This window comes from Bacillus cereus group sp. Sample62 (genome assembly GCF_036851315.1).
Taxonomy (GTDB): domain Bacteria; phylum Bacillota; class Bacilli; order Bacillales; family Bacillaceae_G; genus Bacillus_A; species Bacillus_A wiedmannii.
Map to the genome: position 1 here is coordinate 5,203,076 of NZ_JAFLPK010000001.1, position 22,397 is coordinate 5,225,472.

The following is a 22,397-nucleotide window of genomic DNA, read 5'->3' on the forward strand; positions in this document are numbered from 1 at the left end:
GGGCTGACCATATGGAAAAGAAATTCATGCGAGAATCCAAAGCAATTAAAACAACACGTGTTTTTCCGAATGATTTAAATAATCATCAAACACTTTTCGGAGGAAAATTATTAGCAGAAATTGATAGTATCGCTTCAATTGCAGCTGCAAGACATAGCCGTAAACATTGCGTAACAGCATCTATCGATTCTGTTGATTTTTTAACTCCAATTCATCAAGCAGATTCTGTTTGTTACGAGGCATTCGTATGTTATACAGGAAAATCTTCAATGGAAGTGTTCGTAAAAGTAATTGCAGAGAATTTATTGGCAGGCGAGCGTAGAATAGCTGCAACATGTTTCATTACATTCGTTGCGTTAAAAGATGGAAAACCTTCATCTGTTCCACAAGTACTACCTGAAACTGAAGAAGAACATTGGCTACACACAACTGGTTCAGAACGTGCAGAAAATAGAAAAAAAGGGCGTGTAAAAAGCAAGGAAATGGCTGAAGTTCTAACTTTAAGTAAACCTTGGAGTATATAGACCTTCACCATTAAAACATCTTTTGAGCGAATAGCTATCACATATTCGCTCATTTTTTATAAACAATTCCACACCTTCATACAACCATTACTCCTTTTCACACATATTATGTAATATTTTTATACATATCCGTTCGCTATTAACTTCTTCTAATTAATAAAGTCTCATTTATCCTGCTATTTGCGGGCTGTAAAACCCCCACGTCAAAATCCGGCGGGAGCAAAGACGTTAGGCGTGAGCCCCCTGTTGCCCGTAAACGCCCGATTGATGAGGGCTGATAATCAATAGGGAATGTACAAACCCCCACTGATTAAAGTTTCACTTTATAATACGGTTCTATCCCATCAACAGTTGCTTTACAAAGTTTATGTAGGGTACACTTATACGGGTGGTCAACAAACAATTTAAGGATTTGTAAACAGTGTAGAAAACACCTTACACTTCATTATATTGAGAGAATTAACTCTAGTAAAAAAGCTTACTATGACATAGCAAGTGTTTTAATGAAACTGGATTATTTTAATGGAAAGGTGAAATCATGCAGAAATCAATTGCTTCAAATATTTTTTATAAAATACTGCTCAACACGTTTAATATTATACTTCCAATTCTAGTTGGTCCTTACGCATATCGAACGTTAGGAGCAAATTCAATTGGAACCGTTAACGTTGCTGAAACTTTTTTCAATTACTTCTTCGTGTTCGCCGTATTTGGTGTATATCAATATGGTTTACGTGAAATTAGCTTAATTAAAAACGATAAAAAGAAAGTTTCTAAGTTATTTACAAGTCTCTATGTAATTAATTTCACAACTAGTATTTTGGCTTTATCGGCCTTTGTGCTCTTTAGTTATATTGGATATGGACATGAAAGTCTATTTCCTGTTCTTCTTATTTTCGGTTTCAATTTTATTTCTAATATGTTTTATGTGGAATGGTTCAATGAGGCATATGAAAATTATGACTTCATCACTAAAAAAACAGTTATCGTTCGATTAATCTATGTTGTGCTTCTTTTCTCTTTCATTCATGGGGCCGACGATTACAAAACATTTGCTGGTTTATTAGTATTATCAACATTTTTAAATCACTCTATTAGCTTTGTATATGTGAAACGCCAAGTTAAATTTGATTTTTCGGACTTAACTATTATTCCTCATTTAAAACCGTTACTATTAGTCGTGATTTTTTCAAATGCTAATATTTTATATACTCAATTAGATCGTCTTGTTTTAGGGGTATATGTTGGAAAGATAGAAGTTGCATATTACGTAATGGCTTTTCAAATTATGATGATTATTAATACACTTATGTTAAGTGTTGTACAAGTAACCGTTCCGAGACTGTCTTATTTATCAGGTAACGCATCTGAAATGGAATACGAATCATTATTAAACAAAATTTCAAAAGTATATTTCATTACCCTATTCCCTGCTGCAATTGGTTTAATGCTCATTGCTCATGGAGCTGTTGTTATTTACGGTGGACAAGAATTCGCTGGGGCTGGTAATACACTAATTGTTTTTGCTTTTTATATGATTACAGTCGGTATTGAGTCCATTTTATCAAATCAAATTATCTATGTGAAAAAGAAAGAAAGCATTTTAGTGCGCTTTTTATTTATTTGCGGATTTATCAACTTAACATCCAATATTGCACTAATATACTTCCATGTACTTACACCAACAACCGCAATTTTCACAACAACAATTGCGAATTGTTTCTTAATCACATTTGAATATATTTATGTGAAAAAGAAACTAAAAGTGAATTATACGTTATTCGATATACACAAACTTAAATATCTATTTTATTCACTAACATTTGTACCGATAGCATTCGTTATTGATATGCTCGTATCTGGGCAAATACTACAAGTTATCCTAGTAATAATGACATGTGGATTAACATATGCCCTTATCCTCTTTATAACAAAGGATGAAATTCTATTTTCACTACTTGAAAAGATACTGGCACGATTCAAAAAAGCTTAAACGCAATCTCTAAAAGGAGCTGTTAAACTTGAAATTTTCTTTAATCATGGCTACTTGTGGCAGACGTGATGATATTCTTGACTTACTAAAATCACTTGAACAACAAACTTACAAAAACTTTGAACTTATCGTAGTAGATCAAAATGATACGCCAATCTCTGATTTATTTGATGAATATAAAGAAAAATTTTCTATTCATTACATTTATACACCTATTAAAGGACTATCGAGAGCTCGAAATGCAGGCTTAAAAGTAGCAGATGGTGATATCATCGCTTTTCCAGATGATGATTGTATTTATGAAACAAATGTTTTAGAGAGTATATTAGAAACTTTCAACTCTAATAAAGATGTTCATTTCATCTCAACAAACACTACAAATGTGGAAGGAACAGGTTCTTTAATACACCCACCGAATACAGATATTATTTTAAATAATAAGTATGGATTCATGGGGCCTTCTTTCACACTATTCTTCACAAAACAATTTGTACAAGATGTAGGTACATTTGATGAAGATTTAGGTGTTGGTTCTGGCACAATTTATGGAGCTGGTGAAGAAACTGACTTTGTACTACGTGGTATGAAACAAAATTATACTGGTTTATTTAGAAAAGATCTGTTCGTATACCATCCTGTAAAAGAGGAAATTATTAATGAACAATCATTAAAACGTGCCATTTCTTATGCTGGTGGTTTTGGTAGGGTTATTCGCTTACACTATGGATTCCCTTATTTCTTACGTGCTGTCGCTGCGGCAACATTCCGTATGACACAAAATATTTCTAATGATAAGCGCAAATTCCACGCAAATCGTTTACGCGGTATTGTTCGTGGATATTTAAAATAAAAAACAAGGTGTAACCACTTTTATTAAATGGTTACACCTTATTTTTTATTTCTCTTGCATCGCTTCTTTCTTGCAAAGTAACCCATCATTCTTTTATAATCGCATCCCCCACTGGTCAATTATATTATATATTTTTGAAATGATAGCATTATATCCAAGAATTTAGTATCATGATTCAAGACACTATTTAGAAATGAACGGAGGACATTATGAGCTTATTAACTGTTGAAAAATTAGGCCATACATTTGGTGATCGTACATTATTTAGAGATGTATCCATGCGCTTACTCGCAGGAGAACATGTTGGATTAGTTGGAGCAAACGGTGTTGGTAAATCAACATTTATGAATATAATTACTGGTCAGCTTATCCATGACGAAGGTCGTGTAGAATGGACACCTGGTACAAATTATGGTTACTTAGACCAACATACCATTTTAACACCTGGTCGCACGATCCGTGACGTATTAGCAGATGCGTTTTTACCTTTATTTGAAAAAGAAAAAGCTTTAAATGAAGTTGCAGAAAAAATGGGAACTGCTACACCAGAAGAATTAGAGGAACTTCTTGAACAAATGGCAGAAATTCAAGATGCCCTTGAAGCAGGTGGCTTCTATTTATTAGATATTAAAATTGAAGAAGCAGCGCGCGGCCTTGGAATTGATGCAATTGGTCTAGATCGTGATGTTGCTGCATTAAGTGGTGGACAACGTACAAAAGTATTACTTGCAAAGTTACTACTTGAGCAACCAGAAGTATTACTATTAGATGAGCCTACCAACTATTTAGACGTTGAACATATCCATTGGTTAACAAGTTATTTAAAAGAATATCCACATGCATTCCTATTAATTTCCCATGATACGGAATTTATGAATAAATGTGTCGATGTTATTTTCCATCTAGAATTTACAAAAATGACGCGTTATACAGCAACATATGAAAAATTCCTAGAGCTGGCAGAAATCAATAAAAATCAACATATCAATGCTTATGAAAAGCAGCGAGAGTTTATTAAAAAACAAGAAGATTTTATTGCAAAAAATAAAGCCCGTTACTCAACAACAGGCCGTGCGAAGAGCCGTCAAAAACAACTTGATCGCATGGAGCGTATCGATCGTCCTGAAACAGCGATTAAGCCTGAGTTCTCCTTTAAAGAAAGTCGCGCAAGTAGTCGATTTGTCTTCGAAGGGGAAAATGTAGAGATTGGATATACACATCCGTTATTACCGAAATTAACAATGACAATTGAACGTGGTGAAAAAATTGCAATTGTTGGATGTAATGGTGTCGGTAAGTCAACACTGTTAAAAACGATTTTAGGTAAGATTAAACCATTAAGCGGAAAAACAAGTCTTGGTGACTTCTTAAACCCATCCTACTTCGAGCAAGAAGTAAAAGCTGATAATATAACACCAATTGATGATGTTTGGAATACATTCCCTAGCTTAGACCAACATCAAGTACGTGCAATGTTAGCAAGATGCGGTTTAAAAAACGAACATATCTCTCGTCCACTGAATCAATTAAGCGGTGGCGAACAAGCAAAAGTTCGTTTATGTAAACTAATGGGTGAAGAAAGTAACTGGCTACTCTTTGATGAGCCAACAAACCACCTTGATGTTACAGCAAAAGAAGAGTTGAAGAAAGCGATGAAAGCATACAAAGGAACAATTCTTCTTGTATGCCACGAACCAGAATTTTATGAAGATTGGATAACAAAAACTTGGGATGTAGAGAAATGGGCTCAGCAAAACGCTTAATCCAATAAGAACTATCTTTCAAATTTTATAAGTAAAAAAGCAGTTGCTTCTAAAAGGATTCGTACACACCCTTTTGAAACAACTGCTTTTTTTACTTATCTTTTTACTATATCTCTGTCACTTTTTTTATTATAAATATGCTTAATACCAAAAGCCGCTAAAAAGATCATAGGTATTGTAGCCGAATAATGATATCTCGGTGCTACTTCTACTATCATTTGTGCCATTGTTAGCCCAATCGCATATAAACAAATAATTAAAAGTGAAGATTTATTTTTATTTTTTATAGCTACTAACGCTCCGAACAGTGAAGTAGCTAGTAAAAAGTAATAGAAAACATTAGAAATTATAGTATATCCTACTTTATGGTCCATCACTGGATCTGCGTACTTAACAGCTTGATCATCATTCCCTAAGAAGATAATAAATTTATCGTACATTAGTTTTCCGAAATCTATATCATCGTTTTTGATTCTCTTTTTCGCTTCTTCAAGCATTTGCTTTTGAGTATCCTGAGCACTCCATCCTGGTTGACCACTATAATGATATAGTAATGCTGAATCTCCTGGATTCCATGTTCCTGAAGCTCCCTTATTAAATCCTACATGAATATTGTATCCCGGCACTGTTGCTATCTCTTCACCTAAACGTAATGTTACATAATGATTTACCGCCGAAGACATCATTAAGTATCCAATAATGATAACCCCTACATATGCCACCTTGTTAATAAGTAGCTTTTTATTCCCAATATGCTTTGTATCTATAATAAACATCCATATTGCTAGGGCTATAATTGGCACTGCTGCAATTGGTCTTGCCATATTTATTAATACAAGTAATGCAGCTACTAGAATTGAATACATAAGAACCTTTGCAATTGTTATATTTTCAATTTTATCATAAACAATTATCATAATTGCCCAGGCTAATAGCAGTATTGTACAATACAACGGTTCTGAAAGTGCAAACATGTTATACATCGTTTGTGATGGCAAGAGAATCCATAAAACACTTGCTGTTATCGCTGTTCTCACTCCACCAATTCTTCTAGCTATAAAATATATTAATCCCATCGATATTGTAGTTAAAACAACATTAATAATTGGCGGAATCATAAAGTTTGCCCCAAATATTTTTAGGAAGATACTTAAGAATGAAGCATACCCAAAAATATGTGGAAATAATGCAACATATCTATCATGAATAACAAAGTTGTCACCTAATGCTTTTGCCGTATTAAAAAAGGCTTCATAATCACCAATCGGATCAATCTTATATGTAAGAATCCACGCTGTTTTCACTGCTACACAAATAATTAGCAGTACAAAAAAACATATTTTTTCATTTACTCTTTCAAGGTATAGCGATCCACTGCTAAGTATAAAGTTTCCAATTGTACATAATAATAAAACTCCAACTAATATCATTACATAATTATATTTTTGAGTATCTGAAAAATAATCAAAAATTAATATTGCAACGAAAAAGCTATAAATGCCGTATATGGCACGTGTAGAAAAGGTTGAAAACAATCCAGAAAAACGTTCCAAAAAAACTCACTCCTTAACATATTTATATGGGAAAACATTATATTTCCTAAAGAATTACACTACCAGCTACTATACATTAATATTAGCATGATTTCCATGTTTGCTTTTATATTTCCTAGTATACCAATTTAAAATAATCATTTTTATTATGAACAGATTTATTTTATATCCTAAAATGATATCTACCCAAAACATATAACATCTTAGCATAAACTATGATATAATTGATAGTTGTTATGTACGAATAACCTTTTTACATTCCTGTTTTATTTATATATTTTATAAAGTTGAGGATACTATTATGGAGAAACTCTTAAAGTTTGGTTTAGTAGGAATCTTTAATACACTCATTACAATTATTAGCTTTTGGATATTATTAAAATTCGGGATGAACTACCTTATTGCGAATACCATTGCCTATTTAATTGGTGTTGCCAATAGCTACTATTGGAATAAAAATTGGGTGTTTAAACCTAATAATAAAAGTACGTCAATGTTCTTTAAATTTCTAACTGTAAATTTAATTGTATTGGCTTTTAATACATTATGTTTATTTATATTAGTAGATAAACTTACCTTTAATGCGTTAATTGCACAGATTTTCGCAATTGGTGTCGGAATGGTTATAAATTTTGTGCTTAATAAAATTTGGACATTCAACCAAACTGAAAAGGCTACTAATTAAATTTAAACAACTTATTAAAACTACGGAGGATACAACATGCAAAAATTAATTTCGGTTGTAGTTCCTATGTACTTCGAGGAAGAAGTAGCACAGGAATGTTATAACCGTTTAAAGTCCGTTATGCTTCAAAATGATATTAATTACGAGTTTGTCTTTGTAAACGACGGTAGCACAGACCGTACAATGGAAATCTTATCTGAGATTGCAGCAAATGATTACCGTACAAAAATCGTTGATTTCGCACGTAACTTCGGACACCAAATAGCCGTTACAGCTGGTATTGCTGCTGCAAAAGGTGACGCTATTGTAATTATCGATGCAGACTTACAAGATCCACCTGAAGTTATTCCTGAACTTATTGCAAAATGGGAAGAAGGATATGAAGTTGTTTATGCAAAACGTAAACAACGTAAAGGTGAAACTTGGTTTAAACTTTTAACAGCTAAATATTTCTATAAATTCTTAAACTACATGTCTGATATTGATATCCCAAAAGATACTGGTGATTTCCGAATCATCGATCGCAAAGTAGCTGATGTTTTCAATCAAATGACTGAACGCAATCGCTTCATCCGCGGTATGATGTCTTGGGTTGGCTTCCGTCAAACATATGTTGAATATGAACGTGATGAGCGCTTTGCTGGTGAAACAAAATATCCATTAAAGAAAATGATTAAATTTGCATCAGATGGCATTATTGCCTTTTCAACAAAGCCGTTACGTATCGTTATGACTTTAGGCTTATTATCAGTTCTTATTTCAATAATCGTCTTACTATATACAATTACTGTAAAAATCATTGGCACTGGTACACAAACAGGTTGGGCATCTATTATGGTTGCTATTACATTCTTTAGTGGTATTCAGTTACTTGGTCTTGGAATCGTCGGTCAGTATATTGCTCGTATTTATGACGAAAGTAAAAACCGTCCGATTTATATTGTGAAAGAAACAATCAATATTGAGCAAGAAGAGACTACACAAACAAAAGAAAAAGTGAATGCATAATAAAAAAGGTAACAATGAAAACTATCATTGTTACCTTTTTATATTGTAATACCCCATAATCCTCAAACGAAATTCTTTTAAATTTGGATATATCTCTAAATTAGATAACATCCCTTGAATGACCGGGATCCTTGGATTTTGCAATCTCATTTCTGCCTCCAAAACATCTAGTGTAACAAGCAATTCCTCATCTTCTAGTTGATCAGCTAATGTGCGTTTAAAAACAATAATTTCTTTTAAAAAGTGTTCCTTAACCTGCTCCTTAATAAGCTCTGATTTGCAAAGAAATTCTCCAAGCTTTTCTTCATGTAACACAGGTTCTTCCGAAGATTCTACTAATCCATCTACTAAATCATCTACTCTTTTCAAAATAAAAGCAGAAACATAAGATAAATCAATTTCTGGTGCTTGTAAAATGATTAGTTCTAAATATCCACGACATATGCCTTCTACCATAATGACTAAATCTAATAAATAAGGCATAACCTTTTCACCATAAATAGACAATAAACTATTCCGATAAAATGCGTGAGACTCTAACTTCATCCTCATCATAAACTCTTCTACTTCTTTATTAAAAGGTATCGCATTTTCCCTCGCATGCATAATAATAAATTCTTTATGCTTTTGTATATCATTAAACTGACAATGCAATTGCTTTGCAAATTTTTCACGCGGCAATAACGATTCTTTTTCAATATCCAGCATTTTATTTTGAATCTTGTCATAGTAATATCGAAGTGTTGCTAATAAAAGCTCATCTTTCGATTTAAAATATAAATAGAAAGCTCCCTTAGATATGCCACAAGCGGTCACAATTTCCTGTACTGATGTCGCATTTACACCCTTAGTCGCAAATAACTTCATAGCCATCTCTATAATTAAACGCTCTTTTTCTTTCATATCATGTCTCTCCTAAATTTAATCTCGCATCTTATTATGAATTTATTATACCATCCCTTTTCATTGACGGCTGACCAATCAGTCAGTTATATTATGTATTAGACTGACCAGTTGGTCAATACAATACAAAAGGGAGCGCAAACATGAACAAATTCATTAATTTCTCGTTAAAAAATAAGTTCGCAGTTTGGCTACTAACCATTATTGTTACCATTGCAGGTATTTATTCTGGGCTTAACATGAAGCTGGAAACAATTCCTGATATTACAACACCGATTGTAACAGTAACCACGGTTTATCCTGGTGCTACACCAGAAGAAGTAGCTGACAAAGTTTCAAAACCGATGGAAGAGCAACTGCAAAATTTAAGTGGTGTAAACGTTGTTAGTTCATCATCTTTTCAAAACGCATCTTCTATTCAGGTAGAATATGACTTTGATAAAAATATGGAAAAGGCTGAAACAGAAATTAAAGAAGCTCTCGCAAATGTGAAATTTCCAGAAGGTGTAAAAGACCCGAAAGTTTCACGTGTAAACTTTAATGCGTTTCCAGTTATTTCGTTAAGCGTAGCAAGTAAAAATGAATCTTTAGCTACCTTAACTGAAAATGTAGAAAAAAATGTTGTTCCCGGATTAAAAGGACTCGATGGGGTCGCATCTGTTCAAATTTCAGGTCAACAAGTAGATGAAGTACAACTTGTCTTCAAGAAAGATAAGATGAAAGAATTAGGTTTAAGTGAAGATACTGTAAAAAATGTAATTAAAGGATCGGACGTATCTTTACCACTTGGCTTATATACATTTAAAGACACAGAAAAATCAGTTGTTGTAGATGGAAATATTACAACAATTAAAGCATTAAAAGAATTAAAAATCCCAGCTGTTCCTTCATCACCGAGCGGTCAAGGTAGTCAAAACGCTGGAGCCGGTGCACAAACACCGCAAATGAATCCAGCGGCTATGAACGGGATTCCGACAGTTACATTAGACGAAATTGCTGACATTAAAGAAGTCGGAAAAGCAGAATCTATTTCTCGAACAAATGGAAAAGAAGCAATTGGAATTCAAATTGTGAAAGCTGCTGACGCGAATACTGTTGATGTTGTAAATGCAGTGAAAGATAAAGTAAAAGACCTTGAGAAAAAATATAAAGACTTAGAGATTATTTCAACATTCGACCAAGGTGCACCGATTGAGAAATCAGTAGAAACAATGCTGAGCAAAGCCATTTTTGGTGCTATCTTTGCGATTGTTATTATTATGCTGTTCCTACGCAATATTCGAACAACATTAATCTCTGTCGTTTCCATACCACTTTCTTTATTAATTGCTGTATTAGTCATAAAGCAAATGGATATTACGCTTAACATTATGACACTTGGAGCAATGACAGTCGCTATTGGGCGCGTTGTTGATGACTCCATTGTTGTTATTGAAAATATTTACCGACGAATGTCGTTATCAGAAGAGAAACTGCGCGGAAAAGATTTAATTCGTGAAGCTACGAAGGAAATGTTCATTCCAATTATGTCTTCTACCATTGTAACAATCGCTGTATTCTTACCGCTTGGACTAGTAAAAGGTATGATTGGTGAAATGTTCTTACCATTTGCCTTAACTATCGTCTTCGCTTTATTAGCATCGTTACTAGTAGCAGTTACGATCGTGCCGATGCTAGCTCACTCTTTATTTAAGAAAGAGAGCATGAGGGAAAAAGAAGTACATCATGAAGAAAAACCAAGTAAATTAGCAAACGGGTATAAACGCATACTTGCATGGGCTTTAAATCATAAAATCATTACATCAAGTATCGCTGTCCTTCTATTAGTTGGTAGTCTTGCACTAGTGCCAATTATCGGTGTAAGTTTCTTACCAGCTGAAGAAGAAAAAATGATCATTGCAACGTACAACCCTGAACCAGGGCAAACGTTAGAAGACGTTGAAAAAATTGCAACGAAAGCTGAGAAGCACTTCCAAGATAATAAAGACGTGAAAACAATTCAGTTCTCATTAGGTGGAGAAAATCCAATGAGTCCTGGTCAATCCAACCAAGCAATGTTCTTCGTGCAATACGATAACGACACGAAAAACTTCGAAAAAGAAAAAGAACAAGTCGTTAAAGATTTACAGAAGATGTCTGGAAAAGGTGAATGGAAAAACCAAGATTTCGGAGCGGGTGGCGGTAGTAATGAAATTAAACTATACGTTTACGGAGATAGCTCTGAAGAGATTACACCTGTCGTAAAAGATATTCAAAATATCATGAAAAAAAATAAAGACTTAAAAGATATAGACTCTAGTATTGCAAAAACATATGCAGAGTACACTTTAGTCGCAGATCAAGAAAAACTAAGTAAAATGGGTCTAACGGCTGCACAAATTGGAATGGGACTTTCTAATCAGCATGATCGCCCTGTTCTGACAACAATTAAAAAAGACGGTAAAGATGTCAATGTATATGTAGAAGCTGAAAAACAAAATTATGAAACAATCGATGACTTAACAAATAGAAAACTTACAACACCACTTGGTAATGAAGTGGCTGTGAAGGATGTAATGACTGTAAAAGAAGGGGAAACTTCGAATACAGTGAAACACCGCGATGGCCGTGTTTATGCGGAAGTAAGTGCAAAACTAACATCTGATGACGTTTCAAAAGCATCTGCCGCTGTTCAAAAAGAAGTAGATAAAATGGATCTTCCTTCTGGCGTAGATGTTTCTATGGGCGGCGTTTCAAAAGATATTGAAGAATCATTCAAGCAACTTGGCTTAGCGATGTTAGCTGCGATTGCCATTGTATACTTCGTTCTTGTCGTTACATTTGGCGGTGCCCTTGCACCATTCGCAATTTTATTCTCGCTACCATTCACAATTATCGGAGCTCTTGTTGCCTTATTAATCTCTGGTGAAACGTTAAGTGTCTCTGCAATGATTGGTGCACTTATGTTAATCGGTATCGTTGTAACAAACGCTATCGTACTTATCGACCGCGTTATTCATAAGGAAAATGACGGGCTATCAACACGTGAAGCCTTGTTGGAAGCCGGTGCAACACGCCTTCGTCCTATTTTAATGACTGCAATTGCAACAATCGGTGCTCTTATCCCGCTTGCATTAGGATTTGAAGGTAGCGGCCTAATTTCTAAAGGACTTGGTGTAACAGTAATTGGTGGATTAACAAGTTCAACGTTATTAACACTTCTTATTGTACCAATCGTTTATGAAGTATTAAGCAAGTTCAAAAAGAAAAAAGTAAAATAAAAAAATAACCTCGCTAATTGCGAGGTTATTTTTTATTCCCAAATACGACTAGAAAATCACCATATCCTTCTTTCTCTAATTCCTCTTTTCGGATAAATCGAAGGGCTGCGGAATTAATACAGTAACGAAGACCATTCGGTCCTGGGCCATCTGGGAATACATGGCCTAGATGTGAATCTCCCTCTTTGCTTCTCACTTCCGTACGCGTCATATTATGACTGACATCCATTTTTTCTTTCACACTTGCTGACATAACTGGCTTCGTAAAACTAGGCCATCCACACCCACTATCAAACTTATCTAAAGAAGTAAATAACGGTTCTCCTGAAACGATATCTACATAAAGACCTTCTTCATTATGATTCCAATACTCATTTCGAAATGGTGGTTCTGTACCATTTTCCTGTGTTACATAAAACTGCATCTCATTGAGTTTTTCTTTTAAATGAGTATTATCTTTTGGCCAATGTTGTTTAATAAACGCATCTCGTCCTGAGCCCTTACGGTATAACTCGTAGCGGAATGTGTTTTTCTTATGATACCCTTGATGATATTCTTCAGCTGAATAAAATGTAGAAGCTGGTAATAGTTTTGTCGCAATTGGCTTTGAAAAGCGCCCACTCTTTGCAAGCTCTTCTTTTGAAGCCTCTGCTTTTTTATGTTGTTCTTCATTATGATAAAAAATTACCGTTTCGTAAGACTGTCCACGATCGTGAAATTGTCCTCCTATATCAGTCGGATCAATTTGTCTCCAATATATATTTAATAACTCTTCATATGGCATTTTATTTGCATCAAATGTAATTTGTACTGCCTCATAATGTCCCGTCGTTTCTGAACATACTTCTTTATACGTTGGATTCTCTTTATGACCACCTGTATAGCCAGAAACAACCTTTATAATCCCTTCCATTTCTTCAAATGGCGAAACCATACACCAGAAGCATCCTCCAGCAAATGTAGCTAACTCTACCTTTTCATTTACAGCCATTATTTCACCCCTATTCTATCTTCTGCTTACAGTATGGCATAAAAAACATCATGTTATAAAAGAAAAAGCATCGAACATCGATGCTTTTTCTTTACTTCACCTTATTTTTTCTGGCGTCATTCTCCATTTCATCACTTGTCACATCTAAGACATCTAATAAGAAAATGAAGATTGGAATACCGATAATTAATCCCCATACACCTAAGAAGTGTTCTGAGAAGATCAATACCATAAATGTATAGAAGATCGGTAAGTTTGTTTTTTGCGACATGAACTTCGGATTTAACACGTAACTTTCAAGCGCATGAATTACTGTTACGATAATTAAAATATAAACAACGTACATAATACCGCCAATATTGTAAGCAATCATACAAAGCGGGAATAACGAAATGATAACCCCAGCTACTGGAATTAAACCGAGTAAGAAGATCATTAACGCTAAACCTAATAATTGCGGGAATCCTAATATCCATAGTGCAATAACGGATAAAACACAGTTAACAACTGCAATTAAAAATTGTGCTTCGATTACTTTTCCGAATGAACGTGCAAATTTCTTACCGAAGTACTCAATTTCAGTATAGAAAATTGCAAGTCGGCTTTCTTTAAATTTTGCAGTAAAAGCAACGATCCGAGCTTTCTCCAATAAGAAAAATAAACTTAAAATTAAAGAAAGTAACACTTGAAGGCCAAATTTCCCAACATTCGTAATCGATTTATACAAAATGTCAACGCCTTGTCCTACATATTTCGAAAGTTCCATATGATTGACAGCATTAACTGCATACTTAATTAATTCACTATCCGGTGGGTTTCTTAAAAATACGTTAAATTGATAAATCAATTGTGAAATTTGTATCGTTAATACTGGTAAATATTTAAATAGCGTAATAGCAATTCCACCAATTAACATTACATATAGAAATGCTATAATGAGCTTTCGATTAATGGGCATGAAATGATCTAATTTGCGGGAAATAAACTTTTGGAATCGATCCATTAAATACGTGAGAATAAACGTAATTAAAATTAAATTCAACATACTTTGTAGCCCGTATAACACGAGAGCAAGTATTACTAATACGAGAAACCTCTGAAATCCTTTGCTTTGAAACAGGTTTTTTATTTGCATAATCGACGAGTACTCTCTCCTGTCCTATAAAGTAAAACGTTAATAAGTAGATTTTTTCTCTCTTCTCTACCTTTAATTATTCATATGAAGATTTTTATAAGCTTATTATAGATCTCTCTTAGCAGATCCTATAGTAGCTTACTTCTTATTTTACAATACAATGACCTAATTCAAAACGTATTCTACACAGTATTAATGAAGATTTAAGGAAACTTACATTTTGTTAAGATAGGTCTTACCACTACTGTAACATAAAAAGCAAGCTATCAGTAGAAATCCGTCCTACAAATAGCTTGCTTTTCTCATTTTTTTAGTAAGTTTTACTAGCCAATGAATGGCATAAACATCGGTATTACAACTACAGTTACAACCCCAACTACTGTTACAGCAATACTTGCCATAGCTGCCTCTACTTCACCCATTTCAATTCCTACTGCCACTCCTAATGCGTGACCTGCTGTTCCAAGTGCTAAACCTTTTGCAATTGGATGTTTTACTCTAAATGTTTTTAAGAATAATGCCCCTAATGCGTATACAATAACCGCGTTAAAAATAACTGCAAACGATGTAATTGCTGGTATACCACCAATACTTTCAGAGATCGGTAACGCAATTGCTGTTGTTGCTGCTTGCGGTAACATTGAATTCATTACCGCTGTATCTAGACCAATTGCTTTTGCAACAATGAACACGACAATTACTGAGCAAATAGATCCAACCACGATAGCCGATAAAATTTGCCACCAATATTTTTTTAACTTATCCACTTGTTTATATAACGGAATTGCAAACGCGATTGTTGCTGGTTCTAAGAAGAAGCTAATCATTTTTCCGCCAGTATTATATTCTTCAAAAGTAAAATTACCTACTTTTAGAAAGACAATCCCTAATACCATCGCTACGAATAATGGTGTGAATAAGAAGAATCCTTTTGAATGCTTAAATAATAATGTTCCGATTCCGTATGCGATTAATGAAACGACGATTCCGAAATATGGAGTCATTGTGCTTGCCATGTTCATTCCCTCCTAACAATATATACTAAATTGGTTACGCAACTTTTCCGTGCTTGCGTCCTTTATTTACTACTTTCAATTCTTTCGTATCTTCTATTTCTTTATCGTCTTTTCCTAAAATAAATTGTGCAAATAATCCTGTTACAGCGAGTAAAATAATTGTTGCGACAACAATTACAGTTAAAATTTGTACAAAATATTGTCCCATTACACCGAGAGAATTAATAACCGAAATACCTGATGGAACGAAAAGGAATCCGATAATACCTGTTAAAGCCGTTCCGAGTGATTCAACTTGTTCCAATTTAATAACTTTTAAACATAATAGGCTAAATAAAATGACTAACCCGATTACCGATGAAGGCATCGGAATTGGTAAATGCGTTGCAATAATATTAGAAACTAACATAATAGCTGAAAATATGAATGCTTGTGATAAGAAACTATATACTTTTTTCGTACTCATTTTGGCCACCTCTTTCGATTTGGTACCTTTATTGTATAAGATGAAAACAAAACTGTAAGCGTTTACACAACGGAACGTCAAATATACAAAATTAGTTACAAAAATAGGCAGACGAAATACAAAAGCTACTTCTTAAATACGAAGTAGCTTTTTGAGTTCTTTTGCATATGTACGGCTAACAGGTACTTTTGATCCTTCTTTCATAATTAAATTATATGTAGAATTGAACCATGGTTGTATTTCTGTAATATGATTAATATTTGCAATAAAACTACGATGGACACGCATAAAACTCGCTTGCGGCAACTTCTTTTCCAAAATGACAAGTGTATCGTGTGTTACATATGTTTCTCTCATCGTTTTTACTGTCACCTTTCCGTCCACAAGTCCTACATATATAATATCTTCAATATTCACGAGTACAATCGATTCTTCAATTGGTAATGCTAATTTATGCATCTCGGTCGTTACGTCTACACTCTTTACTTCTTGTTTTGTTTCTAATTTTATTTGTTTTTGCTTTTTATATTTCTTTAATGTCTGTACGATACGTTCTTCATCAAATGGCTTTAAAATGTAGTCTAACGCATCTACTTCAAATGCTTGCAACGCATATTGATCATAGGCCGTAGCAAACACAATTGCAGGGGGATTTTTCATCTTCTTTAATATATTTGCAATTTCAAATCCGTTATCATCAGATAACTGAATATCTAGGAAAACAATATCTGGTTTATTTTTCATTAGCTCTTCTAATGCATCCTCTACACAATCTGCCTCACCAATTATCTCTACTTCTTTCGTTTGCTCTAATAAATATTTCAATTCATCACGTGCTAACATTTCATCGTCAACTACTAATACTTTTAACACTCCGTTCTTCCTCCCCTATTTTTTTAGGAATAACAAAAGTAATCTCTGTCCCCTCATTTAATTCACTTTCAATTTGAAGCATTGTCTCTTTCCCAAATAACCCGATAAGTCGTTCATTAATGTTATATAAAGCTGTTCCAGTCCCTTTCTTTGACGACACTACCATTTTTCCTAATTGTTCTAAACGTTCTTCCTCAATTCCTTGTCCATTATCTTTTACTTCGAAGTGAACCATGCCCCCTTTTTCAAAAACATGCACTTCTACTTCGCATACTGGCTGTTTCTTCGGAAAAGCATGTCGCAACGCATTTTCAACCAACAGTTGAAGAACAAATGGTGGTACTAATGTTGTCTTTAACTCTTCCTCAATATAAATCTTTACTTCATACTTATTTGGGAATCTTGCTTGTTCTAGTGATAGGTATGCCTGTACATGGTTTAATTCTTGTTCTAGTGGAATCAACAACTGACGTGCCCCTTGCAAATTACAACGGAAATACACGCTAAGCTGCAATAATAACTTCCTTGCCTTTTCTACATCTGTTCGGCATAAAGCCGATACGGTATTAATTGCATTAAATAAAAAATGCGGATTGATTTGTGCTTGTAACGCTTTTATTTCGGCATCTTGCAATAACTTACTTTGTAACTCTGCTTCGCCTAACTCAAGTTGTGTAGAGAATATTTTTGCTAACCCTTCTGCTAATTCCTCTTCCACACGACTTAACTGGCTAGAATTTTTAAAATATAATTTTAATGTCCCAATTGTATTTCCATGTGAAGTTAGTGGAATAACGATTGCCGCCTGCAAAGGGCAGCCTTCATGTTGACAATTAATAACCTCACGCGATTTCGCTTTCATTATTTTCCCTGTTTTTAATACTGATTTTGATAAACCTGTTATTAAACTGTGTGAAGGAATATGATGATCTGACGCTAATCCAACGTGAGCTAATATTTTCTCTGTATCTGTTAAGGATACCGCATCTGTTCCTGTAAAGCGGTGAATAATTTGTGCCACATGTTTACAAGAATCTTCTGTTAATCCTCTGCGAAAATATGGCAATGTTTTGTCAGCAATTCGTAATACTTTATGCGTTTGCAGAGCTTTCGCATTTTCTTCCTGGCGCAAAATAGCTTGTATCATAGAAAGTAAAATAAAACTCCCGAAACTATTTACGAGTATCATTGGTATCGCAATTGTTTTCACGATACTAATCCCATCCTCTACGATTAATAGGATCATAATCATCTCTAAAGAAACGATAAACACACTTAAAATCGCTGAAAATTTAGGCGTAATTGCACGATTATATTTTTTAAAAATGTATCCAATATACCCCGTTATAACACCTGCTAAAATTGATGAAATTGCACAGCTCAGCGCTGTCGTCCCGCCAAGCATATAACGGTGAATACCAGCAATCGATCCTACTCCAATTCCGACGATAGGACCACCAAGCAATCCACTAATTCCAACACCCATAATACGTGTATTCGCAATTGTACTAGATGACGAAACACCTTGTAGCCAATTTTCATTCATAATTGTATTCCCCGCAATTTCAATTCCCGTGTAATTGCTGACAATTGTAAACACTGAAAAAATACAAATAAGCTTAAGCTTATCTACATACCCATCTTGTCTATGAAGAAGGCGTCTGAACGTTCTAATATGAGAAAGTAAAAATCCTAAAATAACAATAAGTCCGACACGTTCAATCATCATAAGTACTAAATTTAGCATCTGTGATTCATTCCTTTTTATATGAGTTAGTTTTATTATGGGAAAATAATGAAGTGGGCGTCAAGAAGAATGCAATATCTTTTGAAATATTTTACACATAACTATCCCCTCTTTATTTGACAATCTAACAGAAGAGTGCTAAAAATAAAGTAATATAATACAGTCCTTTAACCCAACCCCGTGAGGTTGAGAAGGAAGTCGGAATATACTATACGTATGGTCTTTTTTAGGGATACGTATGCTTTTTTGGCCTTCTCATCATATCAGGTGAGAAGGCCTTTTGTTATTCTTCCATAGCGACTGTAGAAGAAAATAAGGAGGAGTAATGATGAACGTCACTACTGATGTACAATCAACAACAGAGGAAACGAAGGAGAAAAGATATAAAACATTATTTGGTTCTGCGCTAGGATATGCAGCAGAAGGTTTAGATATGTTGCTCTTATCTTTCGTACTCGTCTACATTTTAAAAGAATTTCATTTAAGCCCTGTTGAAGGTGGAAACTTAACTTTAGCTACCACAATAGGAATGCTACTCGGGTCTTATTTATTTGGATTTATTGCTGATTTATTTGGGCGTATCCGTACGATGGCCTTCACAATCTTACTATTCTCACTAGCAACAGCACTTATTTATTTCGCAACAGATTATTGGCAATTATTAATTCTTCGCTTTTTAGTTGGAATGGGAGTTGGTGGTGAATTCGGGATTGGGATGGCCATCGTAACTGAAACATGGTCTAAAGAAATGCGCGCTAAGGCGACATCCGTTGTTGCACTTGGATGGCAATTTGGCGTACTAGTCGCTTCACTCCTTCCAGCATTTATCGTCCCGCATTTCGGATGGAGAGCCGTTTTCTTATTTGGACTCATTCCCGCTCTACTAGCTGTCTATGTTCGCAAAAGTTTAAGTGAACCGAAAATATGGGAACAAAAACAACGATACAAAAAAGTATTGTTGCAAAAAGAAGCTGAAGGTAATTTAACAACTACTGAGGCAGAACAACTAAAGCAAATGAAAATATTCCCACTTCGAAAGTTATTTGCCAATAAAAAAGTAACGATAACAACAATTGGTCTTATTATTATGTCATTCATCCAGAACTTCGGATATTATGGAATTTTCACATGGATGCCAACTATTTTAGCGAATAAATATAACTACACATTAGCAAAAGCGAGCGGCTGGATGTTCATCTCTACGATCGGCATGCTAATTGGAATTGCGACTTTTGGTATTCTAGCCGATAAAATCGGTCGCCGTAAAACTTTTACAATCTATTATGTCGGTGGTACTATATACTGTCTCATTTACTTCTTCTTATTCACAGACTCAACATCATTGTTATGGGGAAGTGCATTGCTTGGATTCTTTGCAAATGGCATGATGGGGGGATTCGGAGCAATTTTAGCTGAAAACTATCCTGCTGAAGCTCGCTCGACAGCAGAGAACTTTATTTTCGGTACAGGACGTGGGTTAGCTGGATTTGGACCTGTTATTATCGGCTTACTTGCTGCAGGTGGTAATTTAATGGGAGCACTATCTCTCATCTTCATTATTTATCCAATTGGTTTAGTTACAATGCTATTATGTGTCCCAGAGACGAAAGATAAAGTATTAGAATAGATTGAAACTGTACAGGGTACTATCTTCTTCGAGAAAAGTAGTTAAATAAATAGTAAAGAGGAAGCATCTCAAATGAAATGCTTCCTCTTTTTATATAAATGCAATTATTTATTTTGATTTACTAGCTTTTTGGAACAAGAAGGAAGTTTTCTCTTCTTCTTTTACAATACCTTGTTTTAAGGCTAATTCCCCTGCAACTTTAGGCGCTAGCCATAGCATTGGGAATAACAGAATGGATACCGGAACAGCCGTTACTACAATGAAAGATTGTAAGGCGTTAATACTTCCCTCACCCATGTATAAAAGAATCGCTGCAACTGCACCCATAATAAGCGACCAAAAAACTCGCAAGCTAATTCTAGGATCTCCATCTCCAGTCACTGCCATTGAAATCGAATAAGCCATTGAATCTCCTGTTGTTACTACAAATAAAATTGTTAATAAAAGAAATGCAGGTCCAATAATATTAGCTAGTGGCAGTTGCTCTGTAATTGCAATCATAGCCGCTGGCATACCAGATTCACTCAATGCGGTCGAGATAGAACCAGGATTCATTAACTCATAAAACACACCTGATCCCCCTAGTATAGTAAACCAAAACGTTGTAATAATAGGTGCAATAATTCCAATTGCAACGATGATTTCTCGGATTGTTCTTCCTCTTGAAATACGGCTCACTAAAATTGCCATCATTGGTCCGTATCCAATAAACCATCCCCAGAAAAAGATTGTCCACGACCCTAACCAACCTGTATCACCACGATATGTGCTCATTGGAATAAATTCATTTATATAAAATCCAAACGAAGAAACAAATGAATCAATAATAAATCCACCTGGTCCAAACAGTAATACGAATACCATTAATAAAACTGCTAACCTAACATTTAAATTACTTATAATTTGAATCCCTTTATCAATTCCCGTTACCGCAGATATAGTAGAAACAGCTACTACACAAACAATAATGGCTAATTGAGTAGTAAACACATCAGGAATGTTAAACAATGCTTGTAACCCATAACTTGCTTGTAGTCCTAAAAATCCGATTGGACCAATCGTCCCTGCAGCTACCGCAATAATAGCAAATACATCGATCATTGTTCCAAGCCAACTCTTTCGCAATTTCTCCCCAAAGATAGGATATAAAAGTGTTCGAGGTTTTAACGGCATATCTTTATGATAATGCCCGTACATCATAACTACCGCACTAATTGTACCTAAAATCGTCCAAGCGAGGAAACCCCAGTGCATATAACTTTGTGCTAAAGCAGGCATGACTGCTTCTTGCGTTCCAGCAGATATACCTTCATGTATTGGTGGCACCGTCATCAAATGATACATCGGCTCTGCGGCTGCCCAAAAAACGCCACCTCCGGCAAGTAATGTAGACATAATAATAGCGAGCCATTTTGTCGTACTAATCTCAGGTTTTTCTAGTCCCCCAAGTTTAACTCTCCCATATTTCGAAAATGCCATACACATTGCAACAACAAATGTACCAATTAATAAAACCTGCCAAAAGGCACCAAAATATTTAATTGAAGCTGCAAAACTGCTATTAATGACTCCCTCTACGTAACTTTTATTTAAAATAACTGCAATTACAAATAATAAAAGTGAGCCACCACTAATAAGAAATACGGGCCAATCCGTTTTTCGACTCTTCATTCTCATTTACACTTCCTCCTTCCTCAGCAATCTAAAAAAACAACTTTATTATGTTTTATTGTTTACATCCAAAACACAATGATTATATAAGCATAATAATTCATCAATTTTCTACACACTTATGTTGTCCCTAAAAATATGCTAAATCCCTTATTTAAAAGAAAATCCCTATTCCTATTACATAAAAAAGCAAAACAAAAGACCTTATATTTCTATAAGGTCTTCGAAACAGAAATTTGATTATAACATAAGGAACTCCTTGGTTCAAAAAGCTCCTTCCAAAAATAACCGAGAGTAAAGGCTTCCATTTGCTACGTAACAGTAATTTAAAA

Annotated in this window: 17 protein-coding genes; 8 read left to right on the top strand and 9 right to left on the bottom strand. The window is 34.5% G+C overall.

The features are described from left to right. Window positions 1-11 precede the first annotated feature (11 nt). The 4 genes from J0835_RS26710 (at window position 12) to J0835_RS26725 (ending at window position 5,130) form a co-directional block, all read left to right on the top strand. Window positions 12-524 carry an acyl-CoA thioesterase gene (locus J0835_RS26710; protein ID WP_048560471.1) on the top strand — a complete coding sequence of 171 codons (513 nt, stop codon included), beginning with the start codon at window positions 12-14 and terminating at the stop codon, window positions 522-524. A gap of 538 nt (window positions 525-1,062) precedes the next feature. Continuing rightward, window positions 1,063-2,517 carry an oligosaccharide flippase family protein gene (locus tag J0835_RS26715; RefSeq protein WP_087983430.1) on the top strand — a complete coding sequence of 485 codons (1,455 nt, stop codon included), beginning with the start codon at window positions 1,063-1,065 and terminating at the stop codon, window positions 2,515-2,517. Between the two features lie 28 nt (window positions 2,518-2,545). Further along, window positions 2,546-3,367, top strand: coding sequence for a glycosyltransferase family 2 protein (locus J0835_RS26720; RefSeq protein WP_087983432.1), 822 nt, complete (start codon window positions 2,546-2,548; stop codon window positions 3,365-3,367). A gap of 209 nt (window positions 3,368-3,576) precedes the next feature. Continuing rightward, on the top strand, window positions 3,577-5,130 hold the full coding sequence (locus tag J0835_RS26725) for an ABC-F family ATP-binding cassette domain-containing protein (protein WP_087983434.1): 1,554 nt from the start codon (window positions 3,577-3,579) through the stop codon (window positions 5,128-5,130). 95 nt (window positions 5,131-5,225) lie between these two features. Here J0835_RS26725 and J0835_RS26730 read toward each other — a convergent pair whose 3' ends face one another. Further along, window positions 5,226-6,683: a glycosyltransferase family 39 protein gene (locus tag J0835_RS26730; protein ID WP_087983436.1), complete on the bottom strand. Its 1,458-nt coding sequence runs from the start codon at window positions 6,681-6,683 to the stop codon at window positions 5,226-5,228. 301 nt (window positions 6,684-6,984) lie between these two features. On the opposite strand from J0835_RS26730, the gene J0835_RS26735 reads away from it, so the two are divergent. Together J0835_RS26735 and J0835_RS26740 are read left to right on the top strand one after the other, a co-directional pair. Continuing rightward, window positions 6,985-7,368 (top strand): GtrA family protein, encoded by a 384-nt coding sequence (locus J0835_RS26735; RefSeq protein ID WP_000413281.1) that lies wholly within the window; start codon window positions 6,985-6,987, stop codon window positions 7,366-7,368. 36 nt (window positions 7,369-7,404) lie between these two features. Continuing rightward, window positions 7,405-8,376 (top strand): glycosyltransferase family 2 protein, encoded by a 972-nt coding sequence (locus J0835_RS26740; protein ID WP_087983438.1) that lies wholly within the window; start codon window positions 7,405-7,407, stop codon window positions 8,374-8,376. Window positions 8,377-8,406: 30 nt separating this feature from the next. On the opposite strand, the gene J0835_RS26745 is transcribed toward J0835_RS26740, so the two are convergent. After that, on the bottom strand, window positions 8,407-9,279 hold the full coding sequence (locus tag J0835_RS26745; RefSeq protein ID WP_087983440.1) for a TetR/AcrR family transcriptional regulator: 873 nt from the start codon (window positions 9,277-9,279) through the stop codon (window positions 8,407-8,409). Between the two features lie 143 nt (window positions 9,280-9,422). Here J0835_RS26745 and J0835_RS26750 point away from each other — a divergent pair, with 143 nt between their 5' ends. Next, complete coding sequence (locus J0835_RS26750) at window positions 9,423-12,539, top strand: efflux RND transporter permease subunit (RefSeq protein WP_087983442.1); 3,117 nt, start codon at window positions 9,423-9,425, stop codon at window positions 12,537-12,539. Between the two features lie 25 nt (window positions 12,540-12,564). Here J0835_RS26750 and msrB read toward each other — a convergent pair whose 3' ends face one another. The 6 genes from msrB to lytS all read right to left on the bottom strand — a co-directional run bounded on the left by msrB (window position 12,565) and on the right by lytS (window position 18,767). Then, entirely contained in the window at window positions 12,565-13,530 is a 966-nt protein-coding gene (msrB, locus tag J0835_RS26755; RefSeq protein ID WP_087983444.1) for a peptide-methionine (R)-S-oxide reductase MsrB, read from the bottom strand. Window positions 13,531-13,621: 91 nt separating this feature from the next. Beyond that, window positions 13,622-14,665, bottom strand: a complete 1,044-nt coding sequence (locus J0835_RS26760; protein WP_087983446.1) for an AI-2E family transporter — start codon at window positions 14,663-14,665, stop codon at window positions 13,622-13,624. Between the two features lie 323 nt (window positions 14,666-14,988). Next, window positions 14,989-15,681: an antiholin-like protein LrgB gene (gene lrgB / locus J0835_RS26765; RefSeq protein WP_000168869.1), complete on the bottom strand. Its 693-nt coding sequence runs from the start codon at window positions 15,679-15,681 to the stop codon at window positions 14,989-14,991. A 34-nt stretch (window positions 15,682-15,715) separates the two neighbouring features. Next, entirely contained in the window at window positions 15,716-16,147 is a 432-nt protein-coding gene (gene lrgA, locus J0835_RS26770; RefSeq protein ID WP_000104908.1) for an antiholin-like murein hydrolase modulator LrgA, read from the bottom strand. A 132-nt stretch (window positions 16,148-16,279) separates the two neighbouring features. Further along, entirely contained in the window at window positions 16,280-17,020 is a 741-nt protein-coding gene (locus tag J0835_RS26775) for a LytR/AlgR family response regulator transcription factor (RefSeq protein ID WP_000921823.1), read from the bottom strand. Further along, a complete protein-coding gene (gene lytS / locus J0835_RS26780; protein ID WP_087983448.1) occupies window positions 16,998-18,767 on the bottom strand; it encodes a two-component system sensor histidine kinase LytS in 1,770 nt (589 codons plus the stop codon). Before lytS ends, J0835_RS26775 begins: the two co-directional genes overlap by 23 nt. A gap of 328 nt (window positions 18,768-19,095) precedes the next feature. Between lytS and J0835_RS26785 the strand changes: the two genes are divergently transcribed. Beyond that, the gene (locus J0835_RS26785; RefSeq protein WP_087983450.1) at window positions 19,096-20,394 is read left to right on the top strand and encodes an MFS transporter; all 1,299 of its coding nucleotides are present in this window, start codon (window positions 19,096-19,098) and stop codon (window positions 20,392-20,394) included. A gap of 108 nt (window positions 20,395-20,502) precedes the next feature. Here J0835_RS26785 and J0835_RS26790 read toward each other — a convergent pair whose 3' ends face one another. After that, window positions 20,503-22,071 (bottom strand): BCCT family transporter, encoded by a 1,569-nt coding sequence (locus J0835_RS26790; RefSeq protein WP_087983452.1) that lies wholly within the window; start codon window positions 22,069-22,071, stop codon window positions 20,503-20,505. Window positions 22,072-22,397: the final 326 nt, after the last annotated feature.

Excerpts from the sequence above, each read along its gene's own strand:
- J0835_RS26790 (WP_087983452.1), bottom strand. The coding sequence starts at position 22,071 with ATGAGAATGAAGAGTCGAAAAACGGATTGGCCCGTATTTCTTATTAGT.
- J0835_RS26740 (WP_087983438.1), top strand. The coding sequence starts at position 7,405 with ATGCAAAAATTAATTTCGGTTGTAGTTCCTATGTACTTCGAGGAAGAA.
- msrB (WP_087983444.1), bottom strand. The coding sequence starts at position 13,530 with ATGGCTGTAAATGAAAAGGTAGAGTTAGCTACATTTGCTGGAGGATGC.
- J0835_RS26745 (WP_087983440.1), bottom strand. The coding sequence starts at position 9,279 with ATGAAAGAAAAAGAGCGTTTAATTATAGAGATGGCTATGAAGTTATTT.
- J0835_RS26715 (WP_087983430.1), top strand. The coding sequence starts at position 1,063 with ATGCAGAAATCAATTGCTTCAAATATTTTTTATAAAATACTGCTCAAC.
- lrgB (WP_000168869.1), bottom strand. The coding sequence starts at position 15,681 with ATGGCAAGCACAATGACTCCATATTTCGGAATCGTCGTTTCATTAATC.
- J0835_RS26785 (WP_087983450.1), top strand. The coding sequence starts at position 19,096 with ATGAACGTCACTACTGATGTACAATCAACAACAGAGGAAACGAAGGAG.
- J0835_RS26710 (WP_048560471.1), top strand. The coding sequence starts at position 12 with ATGGAAAAGAAATTCATGCGAGAATCCAAAGCAATTAAAACAACACGT.
- J0835_RS26750 (WP_087983442.1), top strand. The coding sequence starts at position 9,423 with ATGAACAAATTCATTAATTTCTCGTTAAAAAATAAGTTCGCAGTTTGG.
- lytS (WP_087983448.1), bottom strand. The coding sequence starts at position 18,767 with ATGCTAAATTTAGTACTTATGATGATTGAACGTGTCGGACTTATTGTT.
- J0835_RS26760 (WP_087983446.1), bottom strand. The coding sequence starts at position 14,665 with ATGCAAATAAAAAACCTGTTTCAAAGCAAAGGATTTCAGAGGTTTCTC.
- J0835_RS26735 (WP_000413281.1), top strand. The coding sequence starts at position 6,985 with ATGGAGAAACTCTTAAAGTTTGGTTTAGTAGGAATCTTTAATACACTC.
- lrgA (WP_000104908.1), bottom strand. The coding sequence starts at position 16,147 with ATGAGTACGAAAAAAGTATATAGTTTCTTATCACAAGCATTCATATTT.
- J0835_RS26725 (WP_087983434.1), top strand. The coding sequence starts at position 3,577 with ATGAGCTTATTAACTGTTGAAAAATTAGGCCATACATTTGGTGATCGT.